Source organism: Edaphobacter bradus, from assembly GCF_025685645.1.
Classification (GTDB): domain Bacteria; phylum Acidobacteriota; class Terriglobia; order Terriglobales; family Acidobacteriaceae; genus Edaphobacter; species Edaphobacter bradus.
This window is the reverse complement of sequence record NZ_JAGSYF010000001.1, coordinates 1056300-1076445: the sequence shown is the minus strand read 5'-3', so window position 1 is coordinate 1076445 and position 20146 is coordinate 1056300. Positions and strand designations below refer to the sequence as shown.

At 61.0% G+C, this 20146-nt stretch carries 23 protein-coding genes; 13 read left to right on the top strand and 10 right to left on the bottom strand.

Features of this window, described 5'->3' with window-relative positions; translation table 11 throughout:
- The first annotated feature begins 240 nt into the window (after positions 1-240).
- On the top strand, positions 241-702 hold the full coding sequence (locus OHL16_RS04595; protein ID WP_263365881.1) for an ACT domain-containing protein: 462 nt from the start codon (positions 241-243) through the stop codon (positions 700-702).
- Positions 703-1375: 673 nt separating this feature from the next.
- Here the strand turns inward: OHL16_RS04595 and OHL16_RS04590 are convergent.
- On the bottom strand, positions 1376-1687 hold the full coding sequence (locus OHL16_RS04590) for a hypothetical protein (RefSeq protein ID WP_263365880.1): 312 nt from the start codon (positions 1685-1687) through the stop codon (positions 1376-1378).
- Between the two features lie 146 nt (positions 1688-1833).
- Here OHL16_RS04590 and gpmI point away from each other — a divergent pair, with 146 nt between their 5' ends.
- From gpmI to recR, 3 genes are read left to right on the top strand one after another with little or no spacing between them, the layout of a single operon-like run.
- A complete protein-coding gene (gene gpmI, locus OHL16_RS04585; RefSeq protein WP_263365879.1) occupies positions 1834-3465 on the top strand; it encodes a 2,3-bisphosphoglycerate-independent phosphoglycerate mutase in 1632 nt (543 codons plus the stop codon).
- A gap of 38 nt (positions 3466-3503) precedes the next feature.
- Entirely contained in the window at positions 3504-3836 is a 333-nt protein-coding gene (locus OHL16_RS04580) for a YbaB/EbfC family nucleoid-associated protein (protein WP_263365878.1), read from the top strand.
- A gap of 20 nt (positions 3837-3856) precedes the next feature.
- Complete coding sequence (recR, locus tag OHL16_RS04575; protein WP_263365877.1) at positions 3857-4435, top strand: recombination mediator RecR; 579 nt, start codon at positions 3857-3859, stop codon at positions 4433-4435.
- A 1-nt stretch (position 4436) separates the two neighbouring features.
- On the opposite strand, the gene dnaX is transcribed toward recR, so the two are convergent.
- Together dnaX and OHL16_RS04565 are read right to left on the bottom strand one after the other, a co-directional pair.
- The gene (gene dnaX, locus OHL16_RS04570; RefSeq protein ID WP_263365876.1) at positions 4437-6386 is read right to left on the bottom strand and encodes a DNA polymerase III subunit gamma/tau; all 1950 of its coding nucleotides are present in this window, start codon (positions 6384-6386) and stop codon (positions 4437-4439) included.
- 51 nt (positions 6387-6437) lie between these two features.
- Complete coding sequence (locus OHL16_RS04565; protein ID WP_263365875.1) at positions 6438-6899, bottom strand: SET domain-containing protein; 462 nt, start codon at positions 6897-6899, stop codon at positions 6438-6440.
- 139 nt (positions 6900-7038) lie between these two features.
- On the opposite strand from OHL16_RS04565, the gene OHL16_RS04560 reads away from it, so the two are divergent.
- Both OHL16_RS04560 and OHL16_RS04555 read left to right on the top strand, forming a co-directional pair.
- Positions 7039-7812: a tetratricopeptide repeat protein gene (locus tag OHL16_RS04560; RefSeq protein WP_263365874.1), complete on the top strand. Its 774-nt coding sequence runs from the start codon at positions 7039-7041 to the stop codon at positions 7810-7812.
- 32 nt (positions 7813-7844) lie between these two features.
- The gene (locus tag OHL16_RS04555; RefSeq protein WP_263365873.1) at positions 7845-8384 is read left to right on the top strand and encodes a DinB family protein; all 540 of its coding nucleotides are present in this window, start codon (positions 7845-7847) and stop codon (positions 8382-8384) included.
- Here the strand turns inward: OHL16_RS04555 and OHL16_RS04550 are convergent.
- Positions 8381-8836, bottom strand: coding sequence for a hypothetical protein (locus tag OHL16_RS04550; protein ID WP_263365872.1), 456 nt, complete (start codon positions 8834-8836; stop codon positions 8381-8383). The genes OHL16_RS04555 and OHL16_RS04550 overlap by 4 nt on opposite strands.
- A gap of 154 nt (positions 8837-8990) precedes the next feature.
- Here OHL16_RS04550 and OHL16_RS04545 point away from each other — a divergent pair, with 154 nt between their 5' ends.
- The 7 genes from OHL16_RS04545 (at position 8991) to OHL16_RS04515 (ending at position 15568) form a co-directional block, all read left to right on the top strand.
- Positions 8991-10217 carry a tetratricopeptide repeat protein gene (locus tag OHL16_RS04545; RefSeq protein WP_263365871.1) on the top strand — a complete coding sequence of 409 codons (1227 nt, stop codon included), beginning with the start codon at positions 8991-8993 and terminating at the stop codon, positions 10215-10217.
- 98 nt (positions 10218-10315) lie between these two features.
- Positions 10316-10621 carry a PspC domain-containing protein gene (locus OHL16_RS04540; protein ID WP_396127134.1) on the top strand — a complete coding sequence of 102 codons (306 nt, stop codon included), beginning with the start codon at positions 10316-10318 and terminating at the stop codon, positions 10619-10621.
- A 3-nt stretch (positions 10622-10624) separates the two neighbouring features.
- Positions 10625-11914 (top strand): diaminopimelate decarboxylase, encoded by a 1290-nt coding sequence (lysA, locus tag OHL16_RS04535; RefSeq protein WP_263365869.1) that lies wholly within the window; start codon positions 10625-10627, stop codon positions 11912-11914.
- A gap of 83 nt (positions 11915-11997) precedes the next feature.
- On the top strand, positions 11998-12738 hold the full coding sequence (locus tag OHL16_RS04530; protein ID WP_263365868.1) for a YebC/PmpR family DNA-binding transcriptional regulator: 741 nt from the start codon (positions 11998-12000) through the stop codon (positions 12736-12738).
- 119 nt (positions 12739-12857) lie between these two features.
- Complete coding sequence (locus OHL16_RS04525; RefSeq protein WP_263365867.1) at positions 12858-13547, top strand: acyloxyacyl hydrolase; 690 nt, start codon at positions 12858-12860, stop codon at positions 13545-13547.
- 4 nt (positions 13548-13551) lie between these two features.
- The gene (gene ftcD / locus OHL16_RS04520; RefSeq protein ID WP_263365866.1) at positions 13552-14484 is read left to right on the top strand and encodes a glutamate formimidoyltransferase; all 933 of its coding nucleotides are present in this window, start codon (positions 13552-13554) and stop codon (positions 14482-14484) included.
- A gap of 139 nt (positions 14485-14623) precedes the next feature.
- Positions 14624-15568 carry a hypothetical protein gene (locus OHL16_RS04515; RefSeq protein ID WP_263365865.1) on the top strand — a complete coding sequence of 315 codons (945 nt, stop codon included), beginning with the start codon at positions 14624-14626 and terminating at the stop codon, positions 15566-15568.
- Positions 15569-15666: 98 nt separating this feature from the next.
- Here the strand turns inward: OHL16_RS04515 and flgL are convergent, their stop codons facing one another.
- From flgL to OHL16_RS04485, 6 genes are read right to left on the bottom strand one after another with little or no spacing between them, the layout of a single operon-like run.
- Entirely contained in the window at positions 15667-16563 is an 897-nt protein-coding gene (gene flgL, locus OHL16_RS04510) for a flagellar hook-associated protein FlgL (protein ID WP_263365864.1), read from the bottom strand.
- Between the two features lie 49 nt (positions 16564-16612).
- Positions 16613-18019: a flagellar hook-associated protein FlgK gene (gene flgK, locus OHL16_RS04505; protein ID WP_263365863.1), complete on the bottom strand. Its 1407-nt coding sequence runs from the start codon at positions 18017-18019 to the stop codon at positions 16613-16615.
- Positions 18007-18285, bottom strand: coding sequence for a hypothetical protein (locus OHL16_RS04500; protein WP_263365862.1), 279 nt, complete (start codon positions 18283-18285; stop codon positions 18007-18009). Before OHL16_RS04500 ends, flgK begins: the two co-directional genes overlap by 13 nt.
- Positions 18286-18287: 2 nt before the next feature.
- Complete coding sequence (gene flgM / locus OHL16_RS04495) at positions 18288-18599, bottom strand: flagellar biosynthesis anti-sigma factor FlgM (RefSeq protein ID WP_263365861.1); 312 nt, start codon at positions 18597-18599, stop codon at positions 18288-18290.
- A 48-nt stretch (positions 18600-18647) separates the two neighbouring features.
- Positions 18648-18962, bottom strand: coding sequence for a hypothetical protein (locus tag OHL16_RS04490; protein WP_263365860.1), 315 nt, complete (start codon positions 18960-18962; stop codon positions 18648-18650).
- Positions 18959-20047 (bottom strand): flagellar basal body P-ring protein FlgI, encoded by a 1089-nt coding sequence (locus OHL16_RS04485; RefSeq protein WP_263365859.1) that lies wholly within the window; start codon positions 20045-20047, stop codon positions 18959-18961. Before OHL16_RS04485 ends, OHL16_RS04490 begins: the two co-directional genes overlap by 4 nt.
- Positions 20048-20146: the final 99 nt, after the last annotated feature.

The following is a 20146-nucleotide window of genomic DNA, read 5'->3' as shown; positions in this document are numbered from 1 at the left end:
GAGTAATCAACACCGGGCCCTTGCATATCACTGGTACGCTGAATTGTTTCCTCTGCAGGATGCGTTAAATCTCGTGGAAGAGGAGGCAAACCAATGTGTGATTATTAACTGCCGCTCTGCGAACTCGTTTGGCGGTTGAGAGTGAGGAGTTGGTTGATTCCCAACAGGAACGCTGGGATTGACATCCACGATAGGATTCAACGACAGGCCAATAATCGTTTTCATTTGGAGGATATCAAAATGGCGACCACAGTCAGGAGCATCGTGTTGTGGCGAAGGGAAATCGAGAACCAACCGGGAGCCCTGGCGAGCACCTTGGAACCGTTTGCCAGTGCAGGTGCAGACCTCCAGATCATCATGGGTTATCGCTACCCGGGTAATCAGGCAAAGGCAGCGGTCGAACTTTCTCCGATTGTAGGGAAAAAGCTGGCTACCGCTGCGGAGACAGCGGGATTCAAGGCCTCTGGAATCCCGGCCCTTCTGGTGGAAGGTGATAACAAGCCGGGGTTGGGGCATGCTATTACGGAGGCGATCGCGGACGCTAAGATCAACCTCGATTTTCTCGTGACGCAAGTAATTGGCAGAAGATACTCAGCAGTTATTGGATTTGAAAGCGCCGAAGACGCAAAAAAGGCTGCCACCCTGATCAAGAAAACGACGACGCGCAAAGTCAAGAAAACGACGACGCGCAAACGCAAATGAGAGCACCGATGGCGCGTGCCCTCTAGGCGCGTGGACAGTTCACCCGGTCACGCTTTGTTCTCCAGCGATCCTAATCCCTTGATTCCGGGATCGTCTCGAGGTCCGTACTCACTAATCGCCGGGTGCCCGGCTACCACTCTGCCCCGAGCAGCGCCGAGGGGCTTGAGCCCAGTTCCGAAGAGCTTGCCCTGAGCTTGTCGAAGGGACGAAGCGACCAGAATCATTGCTGTTGCTTTTGCTCAAGCCAATCGCTCCTCCAAGGCCCTTTTCCACAACCAAATCCTTGACACCCCTGATAGCCTTAAATCAGAAGAAAGAAAAAAGCCCGGCGCAAGCCGGGCTTTCGCATTTAACCCGAGAGACCAAAAACACGACGCGGAAACAAGTCCCCACCCAGCTTGCTGGCTGGGGACGAAAGTCCGGATTCAGGTCTTTTCTTTTGAAGACTTTACACGCATTTCACCCAGTGGGGGAGCGAACCATGTCACAGATCATGACCGAGATGCAGAACGAAGCAGAACGCCGCCAATGCCGCCACATCTTTCCCGACGGTCTTCGCTGCGGCAGCCCCAGCATGCGCCGCACGCACTTCTGCTACTACCATCACGACGCCCGCAAACCCGTCCCCAACCCTCGCCAGCGCCAGGCGCGCCGCAGCATATTTCTTCTGGGCTCACCCACCAGCCGAGCCTCCATCCAGACCTCCCTTGGCGAGATCCTCAGCCGCCTTGCCACCAACGACATCGACCCCCGCCGCGCCGGGCTCATTCTCTACGGCCTCCAGATCGCCTCCACCAACCTCTCCCACGAACAGAACGACCAGCCTGAAGCCGCGGCCACAGCACCCGAAGCCCCTGCACCCAAAGCAGCAGCAGAAGAGACCCGCAATAACAGCGAATCTGCGAGCGCGCCCGGCCCCAAACCGGGTCTCCACCGCCTCAGCCGAGGCACCGCCGGCGCGCTCATTGAACAACTGGCGAAGCACCACGGCGTCGACATAGAAGAAATCTACGAGCGCTCACAAACAGGCATCCTGCAAAGAGTGAACGCTACCGCCGATACTGCCTCACAACCGCGTACAGTGGACCCTCATCCTCGCCCAACAAACTCTTGTTATCCTGAACCACAGAAATGCCAAACAAACCGATCGTCCTCACCATCCTCGACGGCTGGGGTTACCGCCCCGAGACTCACGGCAACGCCATCGCACTGGCCCGCAAGCCGACCTACGACAAGCTCCTCGCGACCTACCCCAACACTCTCATCCGCGCCAGCGACCACTACGTCGGCCTGCCGGACGGTCAGATGGGAAACTCCGAGGTCGGCCACCTCAACCTCGGTGCCGGGCGAATCGTCCGCATGGACATCACCCGCATCGACGCCGCCATCGCCGACGGCAGCTTCTTCACCGACCCCGTCCTCACCCAGGCTATCCAGCTCGCCGCGCAGGGCAATCGCGCGCTCCACCTCTTCGGTCTGCTCTCCGACGGCGGAGTCCACTCGCACCAGCGCCACCTCTACGCGCTCGTGCGTCTCGCCGCGCAGCACAAGCTCACCCGCGTCTACGTCCATGCCTTCATGGACGGCCGCGACACCATGCCCACCAGCGGCATCGGCCACCTCGAAGCCCTCGAGCAACAGCTCCGCGAGTACGGCATCGGTCAGATCGCCTCTGTCTCCGGCCGCTACTTCGCCATGGACCGCGACCTCCGCTGGGAAAAAGAGCGCCAGGCCTTCGACGCCATGGTCACCGGCTCACCCGAAGGCGGAACCTACACCGACCCCCTCGCCCGCATCCGCGAGCTCTACAACAACGGCGTCACCGACGAGTTCATCCCACCGTTCACCGTCGTCGACGGCCACGGCCACCCCGTAGGCCCCATCCGCGATAACGACGTCTGCATCAACTTCAACTACCGCGCCGACCGCGTCCGCCAGATCACCCGCGTCCTTGCACGAAATGTAGCCCGCAACGCGAACATCCCCGGCGGCCTCACCGCAGCCAACGCGAACGACTTGCCGAAAGCAGCCGAGCTCGAACACGAGATCCCTCGCGCACAGGCGCCCGGCAACATCCACTACGTCTGCATGACGCAGTACGACAAAAACTTCACGCTCCCCGTCGTCATCCCGCCGGAGTCGATGGACAACCTGCTCGCCAACGTCATGGCCGACGCCAACCTCCGTAACCTCCGCGTCGCCGAGACCGAGAAGTACGCCCACGTCACCTACTTCTTCAACGGAGGCATCGAGAAGCCGTTCCCCGGCGAGGACCGCGTGCTCATCCCGTCGCAGAAGGTCGCCACCTACGACCTCGCTCCTGAGATGTCCGCTCCAGGCATCGCCGAAGCCGTCGTCAAGGCCGTCAACGACACCGCCTTCGACGTCATCATCGTCAACTTCGCCAACGCAGACATGGTAGGTCACTCCGGCAAGCTCGAGCCCACCATCCGCGCCGTTGAAACCGTCGACGCCCAGCTCGCCCGGATCTATCAGGCAGTCAAGCAGCGCGGCGGCAGCCTTCTCGTTACCGCCGACCACGGTAACGCCGAGATGCTCATCGACCCCATCACCGGAGGCCCGCACACCGCCCACACCACCAACCCCGTCCCCTTCATCCTTATCAGCCCAGACACCGATCCAGCCCACCACGCAATCCTCAAACCCGGCGGGAGTCTGCGCGACATCTCGCCCACCATACTCACCCTCCTCAATCTCAAAAAGCCAAGCGAGATGACCGGAGTGAATCTGGCGACGAAGTAACGCCAGCCAAGCGAGATAATTAGAAATGTGAGGGATGTATGGACTTTTCCGATCTGGCAAAGATGAAGGAAATGATGGGGCAGGCGCGCCAAATGCAGCAGCAGATGGAGCGCAAGCTGGCCGAGACCATCGTAGAAGCCTCGACAGGAGGCGGCGTTGTGACCGTACGGATGAACGGCAAGAAGGAGCTCCTGCGTCTCAAGATCGAGCCCAGCGCGATCGGTAGCGCAGGCAGCGACCTCGAGCTGCTCGAAGACCTGATCACCGCTGCGGTCAATGAAGCCGGACGCCGCGCCGACGAGGCGATCAAGTCCAGCATGGCAGGGATGATGAGCTCGCTCGGCCTGCCGAACCTGCCGGGGCTGCTCTAGTGGCCCGCTTCGCAGAGCCGATGAGCCGTCTCATCGACGAGCTTCGCAAGCTTCCTGGCATCGGAACCCGCAGCGCGCAGCGGCTGGCCTTCCACGTACTGCGTTCCTCGGCAGAGGACGCGGAAGCTCTCGCCTCTGCGATCCGCGAGTTGAAGGCGCACCTGCGCCTGTGCTCGGTCTGCAACAACATCACCGACGTTGATCCATGTATCTACTGCACGAACGCAGTGCGCGATCAGCGGCTCGTCTGTGTCGTGGAGGAGCCGACCAACATAGCAACGATCGAGAAGACCCGAAGCTATGCCGGCGTCTACCACGTCTTGCACGGGACTCTCTCTCCCATCGGCGGAGTAGGCCCCGACCAGCTTCGCATCAGCAACCTGATGACTCGGCTGCCCGAGGTGAACGAGGTCATCCTCGCAACCTCCCCAACCACCGAAGGCGAGGCTACCGCTAGATATCTCGCAGAAGAGATTCACCGAGCGAACCCGGCGGTGAAGATCACTCGCATCGCGACAGGCATTCCAGCCGGAAGCGACATCGAATACGCCGACGAGGTCACGATGTCCCGCGCGCTCGAGGGCAGACGAGAGATTTAGCTTAGTTGTTGTCCCGCAGATCGATCACGTTGCGGATCTCGGCATCAAAGAGCTTCTGCGCCTGCTGCACTACAGGATGCTCGAGGGCCTTGGCCTGAACGCTGCCCGTCCTCGCAGCCTTGGGTTTCTTAGCGGCTGCAGCGGCTGCCGATCCGGGCAGAAGCACAAGCTTCAGCGTTCCAGCACCCGATGTCCGCAGGGCCGCGCGAACGATCTTGTCCGCCTCTGGATTGATCACCATCGGCAGCATGGTCTTCGACAACTCGGTCTGAACGCGAATCTCGCCGTTCTCGATCGTCCACTCAGCATCGGCCAGCGCATCGGCCGCTGAGCCCTGGCTCTTGGCGTTCATCAGTGCGTCGGTCGCAATCCGCTGCAACTCGTCCGGACTATGCGAGGCTGTCGGCTGGGAGATTGCAACCGGACTCGCTGCTGGAGCCTCCGGCTCAGGTGTAGTCTCCACAACCGGCTCCGGGATAGCGACAGGCGCAGGCTCGGCAGCCTTTACCGGTGGTGGAGTAGGAGCGGGGACAGGAGGCGCAGGAACAGAAGCAGGAGCACGAGGCTCGGTCTTGCTTGCAGGAGGCTGCGCGACCGGCAAAGCTTCATCAAACCGCTTGCGGCTTTCGAACGGAGAGAACACTGGCTTCGTCGGAGCTGGCGCTGTTGCAGTCGAGGCGGCTGACCGCAGGGGAGCTGTTGTTGCGGGAGCCGGAACCGTCGCGGCGGTTCGCTGCCTGGACTGTCCTGAACCGCCGGGCACGGGCATCTGGCTCAGCAACTCTTCCACCGGAAGCAGGCGCCGCAGATGCACCAGCTTGAGCAGGCCAAGCTCAAAATGAAAGCGCTGTTCCTGTCTGTATCCCAGCTCGTCGAAGGTTCGCAGCATCACCTGGAGAAAGCGCGCGAGCTCTTCTTCGCCGAAGAGTGCCCCCGTCCGAGCGGCGCGGCGCTGCTCGTCGGGAGAGATCTGAAGCAACTCTGTTGCGGCTCCACTCTGCTCGTCGCCGTTTGCGCTGATCCCGGCGACCTTGGCAACCAAGCAGTTCCGGAGGTAGCGGACGCACTGCCGCGCAAGCTGGACAGGGCTGTTGCCCGCATCGAGCAGTTGATTGGCCACAGTCATCACTTCGGCGCTGCGGTTGTCATTCACGGCTTCGAAGATCTTTTCGAAGACGGCATTCGGAACTGTGCCCATCAGCTCACGAACCTGAACTGCATCGAGCCGGGGCCGTCCATCTTCGAGCGGCGCGCTGGCGATCGCCTGGTCCATGATGGACAGGGCATCGCGCATCGAGCCGTCTCCGGCCTCGGCAAGAAGGCTCAATGCTGCTTCGTCTGCCTGAACACCTTCTTGCTCGGCGATTCCGTGCAGCTGGGCAAGAATGTCCACCAGCTTGACCGCGTGAAAGCTGAAGTGCTGGCAGCGCGACCGCACCGTCTGCGGAATGTCCTCAGGCTGCGTTGTCGCCATCATGAAGACGATGTGGTCAGGCGGTTCCTCGAGCGTCTTGAGTAAGGCATTGAAGGCCGCATCCGTGATCTGGTGCGCCTCGTCGAGGATGTAAATCTTGAACTTGTCGCGCGCTGGCCGGTAGCGGGCAGCGTCGCGCAGCTCGCGAATCTCGTCGATGCCGCGATTTGTCGCCGCGTCGATCTCGATGACGTCGACAGCGTTGCCGGAGCGGATCTCCACGCAGCTATCGCAGACCTGACAGGGCTCGGCAGTAGGACGCTCCGCGGAGCCAATCGCATTTCGGCAGTTCAGTGCCATCGCGACGATGCGCGCGATCGTCGTCTTCCCAATCCCTCTGTGGCCACTGAAGATATAACCGTGCGCGATGCGCCCCTGCGTCAGAGCGTTCATCAGCGTCACCGTTACATGATCCTGACCCACGACATCGGCGAAACGCTGTGGCCGGTACTTACGCGCAAGAACCTGATATCCCATAAACAGAAGGCGGCTACGAGCCGCATTTTGCTATTGTAGCCTCCGCGCTGCCTAAGATTTTCTGGCTGTCTTTTTCTTTCTTGCGAGCCTGGCGCGGCGCTTCACTTCATCCTCGCTGAACATGGTTCCCCGGCAGCTTACAGCGCCGCAATGACAGTCTGCATCGTCGTCGTCGCTGTCGTGAAGGTTGTACTCGTAGGTCAGCTCTTCGCCAGCGGCAATATTACGGATTGCCGTGATCCAGATGCGGCCATCGAAGTCCTCGGTCTCGCAGTTTGGATCGCAGGAGTGGTTGAGGAACATTGCGGTTCCAAACCCGTCGATGACCGCGCCATTCTCGCCGGTGCTGAACAGGTAGGTGATAAAGCGGTCTTTGTAGCGCTCGTCCGCCACCTCTTTGGGGAACCGCGGGCCGTCGTATTCAACGACCTTGGCGCCTTTCCTGATCGGCCGCGTTGTATAGCAGCCAGCCGCGTGGATTGCAGACGAACGAACGATAAGCCCTTTGAGCATTGCGAGGTAATCCTGGGTCGGTTGTATGTGGCTTCAGAAGTCAGAGAGCAACTCTGACTCCTGAAGCCCACCTTTGGACTGACTATAACAAACAGTGGATTGGCCGCGTCCAATCACTATGCGAGTAAGCTTAAGGTTGATGGCAAAACGGTCTTCCATTGAACTGGCAGCCTGCGTGTTGCTCTCGTCAGCCGCACTATCGATGACCTGCGCCGCACAGACCTCCTCTTCGCAGCAGCCGGCTCCGTGTCAGTCCTCAGGAACGAGCCAAAACAAGACCTGTCCTCCCTCTACAGCTACGCCGAAGCATCCATCGACGGCTGATCAGTTTCCGTTCCCCGGCGACACGGGAGCAGATATGCCAGGTGCTCCTGCGCCCAACGCTCCCGCACCAAACGCACCGGCTCCGAATGCTCCGGCTTCCGGAGCCTCGCATTCCTCGGCCGCGGCTGATCATCCGTTTCCAGGAGACGCGCCATCCTCTTCTTCTTCCTCCGACGCTGGTTCCAGCAGCAGTTCGGGCAGCAACTCCGATACCGATCCCGGGGATGCCGCGTCGTCGAAGCCTGCTGACACAGACGCTCCCGCACCGACGCCGGGCCGTAAAAAGCTTCCCAAGGTCGAGAGGATTCAGTCGGATGAAGAGCGGGCAGCCGAGGATCTCAATGTCGCCAGTTTCTACGAAAGCAGTGGCGATCTCAACGCGGCATATCTCAGGGCCAAGGACGCTGTGAAGTATCAGCCCAACGATTCGGATGCCCACTTCACCCTTGCCCACCTTGCCCAGAGATTGAAAAAACGCGATGAGGCGATCGCTGAGTTCAATGCGTATCTCAAGCTCGATCCGGACGGCCTCAAGATCAAGCAGGCCCGGAAGGCGCTCAGCGAATTGCAGCGTGAGCACGCGCAATAGGCACAGCGGGGTGTAGTCTTGTGCGGTCAGCTATGGACCCTAATCTGGAGAAGCTCCAGCAACGGATCGCTCACTCGCTCGAGGGCCTGACGTCTGCCCAGACGCAGCTTCGCACTGCAGACTCTCCGGACAAGTGGACTATCCAGCAGATCGCTCAGCATCTCTGCCTGTCGTATAAGTCCACCGCCGGTCTCATTCAGGAGCGCCTGGCCAAGGGGCGGCCGACGCGTTCAAGGCCAACCGTTCCCCAGCACTGCGCTCGGTTTCTGATTACAGGGCTTGGCTTTTTCCCGAGCGGCAGAGAGGCTCCTCCCATGGTTGTACCGCCCGCCGCTTCGCCTTCCGCTGAGGATCACCTCACTGGAGCAGCGCTCGCACAGGAGACGGCAGAGCTTCTGCAATTTATGGATAAGCTTTTTGCTGAGGCCGGAGGGCGCTTCGGCTCAGGACGCTCGGTAAGTCACGGGATTCTCGGTCCGCTCAGCGTTGCGCAGTGGCGGCGTTTTCATCTCGCTCATGGCTGTCACCACGTGAAGCAGATCCTCGAGATCCGGCGCGACCATGGTATTTAGGACTCGTCGTCCGTTCCGGATGCTTCGATTCGGATCTCCTGTTCGCCCTCTTCTTCGAGGTCATCGGCCACGCGGAGATAGCGCCGCATGTATCGCAGGGGTTCTTCGGCGAGAGCCATCTCCCTCAGGTGGTATCGCCAGGCATCATCACGCGTGCTGCGCCGCGTGTAGGCCTTGCGCTGGACGGTGCCGATAGTCCCGTCGGCCATCCTGCGCGTAAATGTCTGCGTGGGTACCTGGAAGGTCATGAGCTCTCCGGGCTTCCAGAAGCTTGACGCGAATTCGTGAGAGAAGAGCAGGGCATAGTACCGCCGCTCGGCTGCGAGAGTCTCCAGAGCCTCACGCGCGTTCTTCCACGGGATTCCCAGCTTTCCGACATACCACTTCCGAAACTCGAAGCCATTGTTGCGAGCCTGGCCCACTAGTAGTTGAAGCAGCTCAAACCGTGTCATGATTTCCCTTCGAGTGTGGCAAAGGAAGCGATTCGCCGAAAAATCCCGGCGATCAAGGGTATAGTCTACGGTCACAGTAGTCCAATACTCTAAGGACAGATTGTGAGTCCTTGGACTGCATCCTGGAATAGCTGGAGTTAGATCACCCCTCATCATGATTTCGAAGCTGCGTTGTCTCTCGTTTGCCGGTCTTTTGTGCGTTTGCTTTACAACGACGGTCTTTGCCGCACAGCCGGTAAACCAGAATCTCCACACCGATCCGATCAACCTGACTCCCCAGGTTCGGGAAGCCCACGATCTCTTCTACAACCTCGACTACGACGGGGCCCTCTCGCGCTTTGAGGCGATTCAGCGTGCAAATCCGCAGAACCCCATGGCGTCGAACTATATTTTGATGACGCTCATCTTTCGCGAGCTGTATCATCAGGACCTGCTGGATACGACCTACTACGCCCACAACTCTTTTCTCTTCACAAAACGCGAAGTCAACATTCCAAAGGCGACGCGCGACCGCATCGAGCAGCTAACGAATCACGCCATTGCGTTATGCGATGAGCAGCTCCGCACCAACCCTAATGACGCCAATGCTTATTTTGCTCGCGGTTATGCTCGCGGTATGCACGCTGCGTTTATTACGCTGGCAGACCACAGCTTTGTCGCCGCTGCCCGTCAGGGTTATGCTTCGCGAGGAGACAGTGAGCAGGCCCTGAAGATCGATCCCGACTATGCCGACGCAAAGATGGCCGTGGGGATTCAGCAGTTCGCTGTCGCCAGCCTGCCTCGATTTATCCGCATCATGATTGGTGTAACCGGTGTCACGGGCAACAAGGAGAAGGGCCTTCAACTGCTTCGTGAGGCTGCTGCTCACGGCGTGGTCAACAACGTCGAGTCGCGCACGGCCCTCTCTCTCTTTCTTCGCCACGACGGCCGGTACGAGGAGGCTATCGTGGTTCAGCGTGCTCAGGCGGAGCAGTATCCGCACGACTATCTCTTTCGCCTTGAAGAAGCCAACCTCATCAAGGACAAGGGAGATGGCCCCGCTGCTATTGCGACCTACAAGCGTGTATTAGAGGACGCTCGCAAGCCGAATTACTTCACCGACCCGCGTCTCCAACTGGCTTACTTCGGTCTGGCGGATACCCAGCGCGGCCAGAATCTCATCGCAGACGCGGCAGAGAACTACCTTCAGGCTGCGGCTCAACCTAACTGCACGGACTGGCTGCGCAAGCGAGCCCAACTGAATGCAGGCGAGATGTTCGACCTGCTTCATCAGCGCGACAACGCGATCACGCAATACCGGAAGGCCAGCGCCAGTGGCGGCGATCAGTCTCAGGCCGAAACTGCACGACGCTATCTCAAAGTTCCGTATGGGAGGGAGTAAGCGCCATCTGCGGATGAACTTTTTCTGCTTTCCTCCGTATCTGCTTCTGCGACAGTCGTTTCGGCGATGTGTCACAATAGAATCTCCGGAGAACTTCCATGTTCTGTACTCGTTGTGGAAAGCAGATGGATCCGTCATCCCGCTTCTGCTCGGCCTGCGGAGCAGCGGCCACGAGTTCTTTCTGGACGCCGCAGCCCACCAGTACAATGGTGCGTCCACGACAGAACCGAATGATTGCCGGTGTCTGCGCGGCTTTTGCACAGCACTACGGGTGGGACCTCAATGTCGTGCGGATCATCGCCGCTTTACTGATCGTTCTCACGGGAGTCGGCGCCCTGGCGTACATCGCCGCCTGGGTCATCATTCCCGAAGAACCTTACGCAATCCCTACGAAGAGCATCTGAGTTTTGACCAAGAAGACACCCACATTCCAAGACGTCGCACGCCCATTTACCTATCGCCGCCGCAGGCTGTTCTGCGATGGGGTTAGCTTAGCCGACCTCGCTGAGCAACACGGTACTCCGCTCTATGTCTACTCGGCGGAGCAGATCTCGCACCGCTTTCAGCTCTTCGAGCAGGCCTTCTCCGACCGGCCCCATACTGTCTGCTACGCAGTCAAGGCGAATTCGTCGCTGGCGATCCTTCGCCTGCTAGCGCGGCAAGGCGCTGGCTTCGATATTGTTTCGGGGGGCGAACTGGAGCGTGTTGGCCGGGCGCACAAGCCTGCCCTTAGGAAGGTTGTCTTCTCAGGCGTGGGCAAGCAGCCGTGGGAGATTGATGCCGCACTCAAGGCGGGCATCCTGCTGTTCAATGTCGAGTCAGAAACTGAGCTGGAGTTGCTCGCATCCCGAGCGCAGGCGCTCAAGGTTCGAGCCCGCTTCGCTCTTCGCGTCAACCCGGACGTCTTTGCCGAGACTCACCCCTATATCTCGACCGGCCTGCGGGAACACAAGTTTGGCATCGACATCAAAATTGCCCGCGCAATGTACCACAGGGCAGCGCGGTCCAAGTGGCTCGATCCTGCTGGCGTGAGCGTTCATATCGGCTCGCAGATCCGCAAGGTCGATCCCTTCACCGCTGCTCTGGCTCGTGTGACCTCGTTGATCGCCGACCTGCGTACCGATGGTCACGAGATTCGTTACGTCGATGCCGGAGGTGGCCTTGGGATTGATTACAGCGACTCGCCCTTCCATCCTGCGCAGCAGGTGCAGAAGTATGCTGCCGCTCTGAACAGGGGGCTTGGCGGCGAGGCTGCGCATCTTCTGCTCGAGCCTGGCCGGTTCATCGTTGCCCAGGCCGGAGCCTTGCTGACCCGCGTTCTTGTAGTCAAAAAGAACGGCGCGAAGACCTTCGTCATTACGGACGCGGCAATGAACGATCTCATCCGCCCTGCGCTGTACCATGCACACCACGAGATCGTCCCCGTGAAGGAGCCAGCAGGGAAGAGCGAGCTGACGGCTGACGTCGTCGGCCCAGTCTGCGAGTCTGGCGACTTCTTTGCTCGGGACCGCAATCTGCCCGCGGTGAAGCAAGGGGATCTTGTTCTGATTCTTGACGCGGGGGCCTACGGAATGACGCTCACCTCGAACTACAACAGCCGTCCTCGCCCGGCAGAGGTCCTCGTCGACGGCTCTTCCGTCAGGTTGATCCGCCGCCGCGAGACCATTCGCGATCTCCTCTCACCCGAGGTTCTTTAGTCTCACCGCGTGGTAAAATCACAAGGTCGCATGAGGTTCGGTGAATCCCGTAAACCCGCGCTAAATCACCCAAGAGGTCGTTCATGTCAGGCCACTCAAAATGGGCCACAATCAAGCACAAGAAGGGCGCGCTTGACGCCAAACGTGGCAAGATCTTCACCCGCCTGATCAAGGAAATCACTATTGCCGCCAAGCAGGGTGGTGGTGATCCCGATGGCAACCCGCGCCTGCGTACCGCTATCGCCGCGGCCAAAGCAGAGAACATGCCCGCCGACAACATCAAGCGCGCCATCCAGCGTGGCACTGGCGAACTTGAGGGCGTCTCCTATGAGGAGATCACCTACGAGGGCTACGGCCCGGGCGGAGTGGCAGTCATCGTCGACGTGCTTACCGACAACAAGAACCGCGCCGTCAGTGAGATTCGTCACGCGTTCTCAAAAAACGGCGGCAATCTGGGAGCGGAAGGCGCCGTCGCGTGGATGTTCACCAAGAAGGGTGTTATCACGATCGCGAAGTCGGCTGCCAGCGAGGAGAGGCTCACGGAGATCGTCCTCGAAGCGGGCGCCGAAGACCTTAGCGATGAGGGCGAAAACTGGGAGGTCCTCACGGATCCCAAGGACTTCGAGGCCGTCACCGAGGCCCTCAAGGCCGCGAAGATCGCTCCCGAGCACGCGGAGGTCACCAAGATCGCTTCGAGCTACACGAAGCTTGAGGGCGCTCAGGCCAATGCGATGATTCGCCTCCTTGAAGCGATCGAGGACCTCGACGACACGCAAAATGTCTACTCGAACTTCGACATGGACGAAGCTGCTGTCGCAAGCTAAGTCAGAACGGTCTTTTCTTCACCGAGGCCGCCGCTTTGGCGGCCTTTCTTCTGCCACTCATCTTAAAGCGGGAGCCTCATTTGACGCACTCAATTCGACTGGTTGGAAAACTCTGCATATTGGCTCTAGCTTTAGCGGTCTCAGTTCTTCCGGCTGTCGCACAGGCTACTCCGGCTGCCGTTAATCCGCTCAGCGATACGTCAGCACGCAGACCACTTGAGGTTGGGGGCATTGTTCAGGGCGGCTTTGGCACCGGCGACCGCAACGATTTCAAGTTCCTGATGCTGGGCGGGCATGCGGGCAAGGTACTGACCTCCAATGTAGGCCCAGGCCTCCTGCATGGAAACTTTGAATACGCCGTCGAGGTGTTTCCCTTCTGGCAGTCCTACACTCCTCGCTTCCAGCGCAAGCTCTGTACCACGAACACCAGTTGCTCGGCTCCCTACACCGTAGGTGGAACCTATACCGGCGTCTCCATCACTCCCATCCTTTTGCGGTGGAACTTCTCGAGCTCGCGACGTCTTGTACCGTGGGCGCAGGGAGGAGGCGGTGTGATCTGGACGAATCATAAGTATCCTCCGGTTGGTGGCCCTCCTTACACCACTTTCAACGACGGCCCCAGCGCCAATACCAGCGTCTGGAACTTCACTCCGCAGTTTGGCGTGGGGCTTCACTACTTCGTCCGCCCGCGCCGTTCTATTGACTTCGGCGCCAATGCTGTGCACATCTCCAGCGCGTCGATCGGCGACAAGAACCCCGGTGTCAACGCGAGCGTACAATTCACAGTCGGCTACACATGGTGGAAATAGAGAAGTGAACCCAGAAGCAATCATCGAATGCGTTCCAAACTTTTCCGAGGGCACAGAGTCCAGCAAGGTAAGGCGAATTGTCGCGTCCATGGAGGTGGAGGGTGTACGCCTTCTAGACTGGTCGCTCGATACGGCGCACAACCGCTCGGTCGTCACGATTGCGGGTTCGCCTGAGGCCGTTGTTGAATCTGCGGTTCGCGCTGCGGGCAAGGCCGCGGAGTTGATTGATCTAACGCAACAGAATGGAGTCCACCCCCGTATCGGCGCTGCGGACGTGATCCCCTTCATCCCGGTCAGCGGAGCCTCGCTGGCGGACTGCGCGGTGCTCGCGCGGCAGGCTGGGCTGCTGATCTGGCGGCGGTATGGTGTTCCGGTGTACTTCTACGGGGCTGCGGCAGCCCGTCCGGACCGGGTGCAACTTGAGGACGTTCGCAAGGGACAGTTTGAAGGACTGCGTGATGCGGTGCAGCGGGACGCCTCGCGCCGTCCGGACATCGGCGGGCCGGAGCTGCATGAAACCGCGGGGGCATCGGTGGTGGGTGCGCGGAGCTTTCTGATTGCCTACAACGTTTACCTTCGCCAGCCGGATGTGACTCAAGCCCGGGCGATTGCGCGTGACATTCGTGCCTCGAATGGCGGTCTGCATGGGGTCAAGGCGCTGGGCGTGCTTGCCGGAGGCAGGGCGCAGGTCACGATGAACATTACCGACCATCGCACGACGCCGATGCGGAAGGTCTATGCGAGGCTGCTGGAGCTTGCCCAGCGCCACGGCGCCGACTTGGAGGACAGCGAGCTGATCGGCCTTATCCCGCAGGATGCGTATGAACCGGACGCTGAGTGGATCACGCGCATCCCAAACTTCGATCCGGACCTCAAGGTGCTGGAACGGCGGCTCGAACGGCCGCTGAACTGGGCCGAGCAGGCGCGGGGCGTCTAAGAGGTTCGCTATCGGGGCTTTGCGACGCCAACGTTCCGACGCGGCCTACGTCCAAAGTGGCAGATAGGGGCACTTGTCTGTTGCGGTGTTTCACGAAAAAATAGAAGGGCTTGCCGCCTTGCGGCGAAGGAGTTGTCCAGTGCGTTTTTCCAAATCGTTCCTCCCCATTGCCGCGCTTGCGGTTTCGGCCACCCTGACACAGGCAGCGCAGCTTTCGAGCGACGCCAAAGCATCCATTCCGCACGATGTCCAACAGATCATCGTCGTCGACTACAGGGCGATGCAGAACTCATCGGCGGCGATGAGCCTGAAGGACCGCGTTCTGCCGCCTGAGTTGAAGCGGCTGGAGACGGCCTTGAAGAGCTCGGGCCTGAAGGTCGATCAGGACACCGACGCGCTGGCGTTTGCGTCGTTCCGCGAAGGCGGGCAGGGAAACCGCACGGTCGGGATCGCGCAGGGACAGTTCCACACGCGCGAGATCATGGCGAACTTCGCCAAGAGCAAGACCAAGGCGGTGATGCTGCGCAATAACAGCATCTATCCGATGGGCTCGAACGGCATGAGCGTGGCGTTTCTGAACCAGACGACGATGGTCTTCGGCGACCGCGATGCCGTGAAGGCCGCGCTGGACGCGCGCGACGGCCTGACGCCGAACTTCCTTTCCAACGGCGATATGGTCAACGAGATGATTACCGTCGACCAGCGCGCTGTCTGGAGCCTGCTCGACCAGAAGGGTACGCAGACGATGATGCGTAGTGTGCTCGGCGATGCGGCACAGCTCGCCGATTACGATACGGTTCGCGAGAGGATGAAGAGCTCCCGGTACACCATGGACTTTCAGAACGGCGTGAAGTTCGATCTGGCGGTGGTGATGTCGGACACGATCACGGCGGCTACGGCAGCGACGCTGCTGAAGGGCGTCTCCCTGTTGAAGAAGACGCAGGGAAGTCCGCTCGAGAAGACGGCCTTGGATGATACGACGATCGATTCGAACTCGGGGACGATGACGGTCTCGTACTCTTCGTCGGATAGCCAGTTTGCCAGTCTGCTGACCTCACCGCTTTTCCAGAGTGTGGTCAGGTAGCGGATTACGATTGGTCTCTGGAGCGGCGGCCTTCGGGCCGCCTCTTTCGTTTGTGCCAGCTTTCTGGCCCTTCGAATGCAGAACGTGAGAAGCGCAGTTTACTGCAGGTAATCGAAGAGGTTGTGTTTCTGGAGACTGCCGGCGGTGCTGAGGAGGGCCTGGTATTGGGTCTCGGAGGTCGCCAACTGGGTTGCTACAGCGGCGGCGTCGGCGGAGACGAGAGAGCTTTGCTGGACCTTGAGCTGCGCCTCTTGGGTCTGGGTGTAGGTGCTGACAGACTGGAGCTGGCTGAGGGAGCTGTCGAGGACACTGCGCTGGGTGGAGACATGGCCGAGGGCAGTGGTCAGGGCGGAGCTGTCGGTGCTGAGGGTGGAGGCGGAGGCTCCTGTGGCGAGGTCGGCGATGATCTGGTTGATCGCGCCGAAGACTCCTGAGGAGCCGGAGCCGAAGATGGAGGAGCCGGGGAGATTGGTCTGGAGCCTCTGGCCGCTGGGGGTCTCGATGTGGTTGAGGTTGGTGTCGCCGTTGTAGGTGACGGTAGCGGGCTGGGTGGAGGTGTCGAGGGTGAAGGGAGCAGTGGCGTTCTGGCTTCCGCCGAAGAGGTAGGTCCCCTGATAGCTGGTATTGGCGAGCGAGAGGACCTGGTCACGGACGGCGGTGAGCTGCTGGGCGAGGGTGGAGAGATTCGCGGCGTTGTTGGTGCCGTTGGTGGCTGAGACGGAGAGACTGACGGCCGAGGTAAGTTGGCTGACAACTTCGGCGAGTGTGGAGTCGGTGGCCTGCATGATGGAGGATTCGGTGGAGGCGGTCTGGACGAAGGTGTCGTCGCGGGAGATGGCGCTGGAGAGCTGGCTGCTTTGTGCGGCGGCGAGAGGGTCGTCGGAGAGCGAGGAGACGCGCAGGCCGCTGGAGAGCTCGGAGGTGAGCGACTGAGTGTTGCTGGTGGCTCGGTCGATGGCCCAGGTGAGGTTTTGGTAGTGGGGATCGGCTCGCATTGGTTTTCTCATTTCGGGCTTGTATCAGGCGTGGGGCCCAGGATTTCCGCTAGGAGACGGTGGTTTGTTCTCCGAGATTGATGGCGTTGGCGAGAAGGGTGTCGACGATGGTGAAGACCTTGGCGGCGGCCTCGTAGGAGCGCTGGTATTGGGTGAGGTTTGCGGCCTCTTCGTCGAGCGAGACGCCGGAGAGCGAGTCGCGCTGCGTGGTGAGCTGGGAGAGCGTGGCCTGCTGCGTGGTGTTGTCGGTGTTGGCCTGTGCCGCGGCGCTCCCGAGCTGTCCGAGAAAGGTGGCGAAGAAGCCGGAGGCGGTTTGTCCAGAGACTATGGAGGTGTCGGCGAGATCGCTCATGGCTAGAGCGTTGCCGCTGCCGGAGGAGCCTTCGCCGCTAGCAGCTGCGGCGATGGCTTGCGGGTTGGTGGTTGCGACGGCGATGGTGGCCGCGGCTCCGCTGGCGGTGGCGGGAAGGATGAAGAGAGCCTGGCCCGGGTTACCATTGTCGTCGAAGCCCTGCTGGTTCCGCTGATTGAGCTGCGTGCCGATGGCATAGGCGAGTTGGTCGAGTTGGCTTGAGAAGGTGGGGATCTGCTGATCGCGGGCCTCGAGGATGCCGCCGAGCTGGCCGCCGGTGAGACCGCTGGTGACATCCTGCGGGGTGCCCGCGCCGGCGAGGATATGGGTGACTCCGGAGACGGTGGTGGTGTTGAGGGCGTAGGCGTTGTTTCCGCTGACGAGGACGGCTCCATTGCTGGTGGTGAGGGTGATGCCGTTGTTCTCGGTGGTGATCTGGTTGAGGCCGATGTACTGCGAGAGCTGGGCGATATCGTGCTGGCGCTGGTCTTCGAGGGTACCGGCGTCAGCGTTGGGGCTGAGGGCGGAGATCTGCTGGTTGAGCGAGGCGATGGCGGAGGTGAGGGAGTTGACCTGTCCGACGATGGTGCCGGCCTGCTGGTCGAGTCCGGAGGAGATGCTGGAGAGCTGGTTAGCGGCGGAGTTGAAGGCGTTAACAAGGGTGCTGGCCGCAGAGAGGACGCTCTGGCGGGTGGAGGAGTCTGAGGGGTGCGTGGTGAGGGTGCTCAGGGAGTTGAAGAAGGAGTCGATGGCGGAGCCGAGCGCGGTGGTAGCGCTGGAGGTGGAGGAGGAGGTGAGGCCGAAGACGTCCACGACCTGGCGGAGGGCGGTGGAGAGCGCGGCGCTCTGGGACTGGATCTGGGTTTGTTGCTGGACACGCTGCTCGAGTACGCGGTCGCGCTGGGAGATGGCGTCGACGCTGGCCCCGGAGCCGACACTGAGGCCACCGATGTTGACGGTATCGCCGGGGTGCCAGGTGGCGACCTCGCGGGTGTAGCCGGGGGTGTTCTGGTTGGCGATGTTGTTGGAGGTGATGTTGAGCGCGGCCTGGTCGGCGGCGAGGGTTTGGCGAGACATGTCCAACAGTGCGGTCAGCGAGCCCATGGAGTTTCTTCCTTTGAGGCGTGCAGACGGCTCAGCAGTGCGAGATTTGCGGAAGTGTCTTCGAGGAGCTGGCCCAGGAGGCGTTTCTTCCGGAGAAGTGAGCGGGTGGTCTCGGCGCTGAGGGACAGAGGGGCGGAAGAGTGTGCAGAAACTTTCTGTTCGAGAGCTAGGAGCGCGTCGGAGTCGAGCCGGACGAGGGCCTCGATGGTCTCGTCGAGGAGACTGAGAAGGCCAGGGAGGTTGAGAGGTGCGGGTCCGGTGGCCATGGCTATTTGAGGAGAGAGTCGATGAGCTTGCTGGCGACGTCGGACGAGGAGACGTTGTAGGTTCCGGCGGCGATGGCTTGCTGGAGCTGGGCGACTTTGCCGGTGCGGACGTCGGAGCCGCTGTCGAGGGCCTGGGCGATGAGTCCGCCGGTCGAGCTGAGGTGGGTCTGGTCGGTCTTTTCGGTGGGGGCGGCAGAGAGGCCGCTGCCGGTTGGTCCCTGCTCGACGTTCGTCTGCTGGGTCTTGCCGGTCTGGGCGGCTGCGAGGGAGGTCAGGATCTGCTGCAGGTTGCCGATACCGCTTGTATAACTCATGAGGATTCCTCCAACTGCTGGAATGTATCGGCAAGGCGTGGAAGGACTTTAGGGCTCCGAGACATTTTTCTGGGTCCTTTGGTGTGGGCTGTTGAGCTGCTGGATGATCTGGCGGGCGATGCCGAATCCTCCGCGGCTGGAGATGGCTTTGGCGACGGCCTCAGTTCCGTAGCTCTGGAGGGTGTCGGTCGAGCTGTCGGAGGCGTCTTCGCCAGTGAGGCCGTCTTTGCCCGATTGCATGGGCTTGAGGAGCTCCTGCAGGAACATGCCTTCGAACTGCTGGGCGGCGTCGGCTAGCTTGTGCTGGCGCTGGGTGTCGGCGTTGTTGGCTTGCAGGCTGGGAGTGATCGCGGAGACGGTCATAGGACCTCGATCTCGGCTTCGAGGGCTCCGGCGGACTTCATGGCCTGAAGGATGGAGATGACGTCGCGGGCTGTGGCTCCGATGGTCTGGAGGCTGCGGACGAGGTCGTCGACGGTGGCGCCCTCTTTGAGCTCGATGCGGTTGACGGGCTTGTCCTGGGCGCTGACGCTGGTCTGGCGGACGATCTGAGTGGTTCCGGTGGAGGAGAAGGATGGCTGCGAGATCTCGAAGTGGCTGACGACGTTGATTGCGAGGCCTCCATGCAGGATGGAGACGGGCTGGAGGACGACGGTTCCGCCGATGACGACGGTTCCGGTGCGCTCGTTGACGATGACCTTGGCGCGGGGGAAGAGGGAGACCTCGGTGGACTCGACGCGGGCGAGGAGTTCGGGGACGTCTTCGCCGGGCTGGATGGCGAGGTCGATGCGGCGGCTGTCGATGACGCTGGCGGTGGGGCGGCCGAGGTTGTGGTTGATGGCTCCGGCGACGGATTCGGCGCTGCGGAAGTCGGCGTCGTTGAGCATCAACGAGAGGGAGTGGCGGTCTCTGAGGTCGAGGGAGACTCCGCGCTCGACGATGGCCCCGAAGGGAATGCGGGCGGTGTTGGGGTGGTTGACCTGCTTGGTGTTGCCGTTGACGCTGACGGCGTAGCCTCCGACGACGAGCGGGCCCTGGGCCTGGGCGTAGATCTTGCCGTCGGCTCCGTAGAGCGGAGTCATGAGGAGGAGGCCGCCTTCGAGGCTGCGGGCGTCGCCGGCAGAAGAGGCGGTGACGTCGATCTTGGTTCCGGGTTGGGCGAAGGGCGGGAGCGTGGCGGAGATGAAGACGGCGGCGAGGTTCTGCACGCGGATGGAGGAGGCGGGAACGCTGACTCCCATGCGGAGGAGCGTGGCGGCGAGGGTCTGGATGGGGAAGGCGGTCTGCTGGCTGTCGCCTGTGCCCTGCAGGCCGACGACGATTCCGTAGCCGACTAGCTGGTTGTCGCGGATGCCTTCGATGGAGGCGATGTCTTTGATGCGTGCGAGCTTGGTGGTTGGGATGTCTGTCGCTCCAGCTGAGGTGCTGAAGATGAGGAGTGCAGCCATCGTAGAGCAGAGCGTTGCGATGCCTCTCGACGAAAGGGTCGCGGCTATAAAAAACAAACCGCAGGTTCTTCGACTGCGCCTCTCGCAATAAAGCTGCGA

Bases quoted from the DNA above. Each gene is read 5' to 3' on its own strand.
- dnaX (WP_263365876.1), bottom strand. From the start codon at position 6,386: ATGGGATATCAGGTTCTTGCGCGTAAGTACCGGCCACAGCGTTTCGCC.
- OHL16_RS04595 (WP_263365881.1), top strand. From the start codon at position 241: ATGGCGACCACAGTCAGGAGCATCGTGTTGTGGCGAAGGGAAATCGAG.
- OHL16_RS04550 (WP_263365872.1), bottom strand. From the start codon at position 8,836: ATGACACGGTTTGAGCTGCTTCAACTACTAGTGGGCCAGGCTCGCAAC.
- OHL16_RS04500 (WP_263365862.1), bottom strand. From the start codon at position 18,285: ATGGCCACCGGACCCGCACCTCTCAACCTCCCTGGCCTTCTCAGTCTC.
- OHL16_RS04490 (WP_263365860.1), bottom strand. From the start codon at position 18,962: ATGACCGTCTCCGCGATCACTCCCAGCCTGCAAGCCAACAACGCCGAC.
- gpmI (WP_263365879.1), top strand. From the start codon at position 1,834: ATGCCAAACAAACCGATCGTCCTCACCATCCTCGACGGCTGGGGTTAC.
- OHL16_RS04560 (WP_263365874.1), top strand. From the start codon at position 7,039: ATGGCAAAACGGTCTTCCATTGAACTGGCAGCCTGCGTGTTGCTCTCG.
- flgM (WP_263365861.1), bottom strand. From the start codon at position 18,599: ATGAGTTATACAAGCGGTATCGGCAACCTGCAGCAGATCCTGACCTCC.
- OHL16_RS04545 (WP_263365871.1), top strand. From the start codon at position 8,991: ATGATTTCGAAGCTGCGTTGTCTCTCGTTTGCCGGTCTTTTGTGCGTT.
- flgL (WP_263365864.1), bottom strand. From the start codon at position 16,563: ATGCGAGCCGATCCCCACTACCAAAACCTCACCTGGGCCATCGACCGA.
- OHL16_RS04485 (WP_263365859.1), bottom strand. From the start codon at position 20,047: ATGGCTGCACTCCTCATCTTCAGCACCTCAGCTGGAGCGACAGACATC.
- flgK (WP_263365863.1), bottom strand. From the start codon at position 18,019: ATGGGCTCGCTGACCGCACTGTTGGACATGTCTCGCCAAACCCTCGCC.
- OHL16_RS04565 (WP_263365875.1), bottom strand. From the start codon at position 6,899: ATGCTCAAAGGGCTTATCGTTCGTTCGTCTGCAATCCACGCGGCTGGC.
- OHL16_RS04530 (WP_263365868.1), top strand. From the start codon at position 11,998: ATGTCAGGCCACTCAAAATGGGCCACAATCAAGCACAAGAAGGGCGCG.
- recR (WP_263365877.1), top strand. From the start codon at position 3,857: ATGAGCCGTCTCATCGACGAGCTTCGCAAGCTTCCTGGCATCGGAACC.
- OHL16_RS04540 (WP_396127134.1), top strand. From the start codon at position 10,316: ATGTTCTGTACTCGTTGTGGAAAGCAGATGGATCCGTCATCCCGCTTC.
- OHL16_RS04555 (WP_263365873.1), top strand. From the start codon at position 7,845: ATGGACCCTAATCTGGAGAAGCTCCAGCAACGGATCGCTCACTCGCTC.
- OHL16_RS04580 (WP_263365878.1), top strand. From the start codon at position 3,504: ATGGACTTTTCCGATCTGGCAAAGATGAAGGAAATGATGGGGCAGGCG.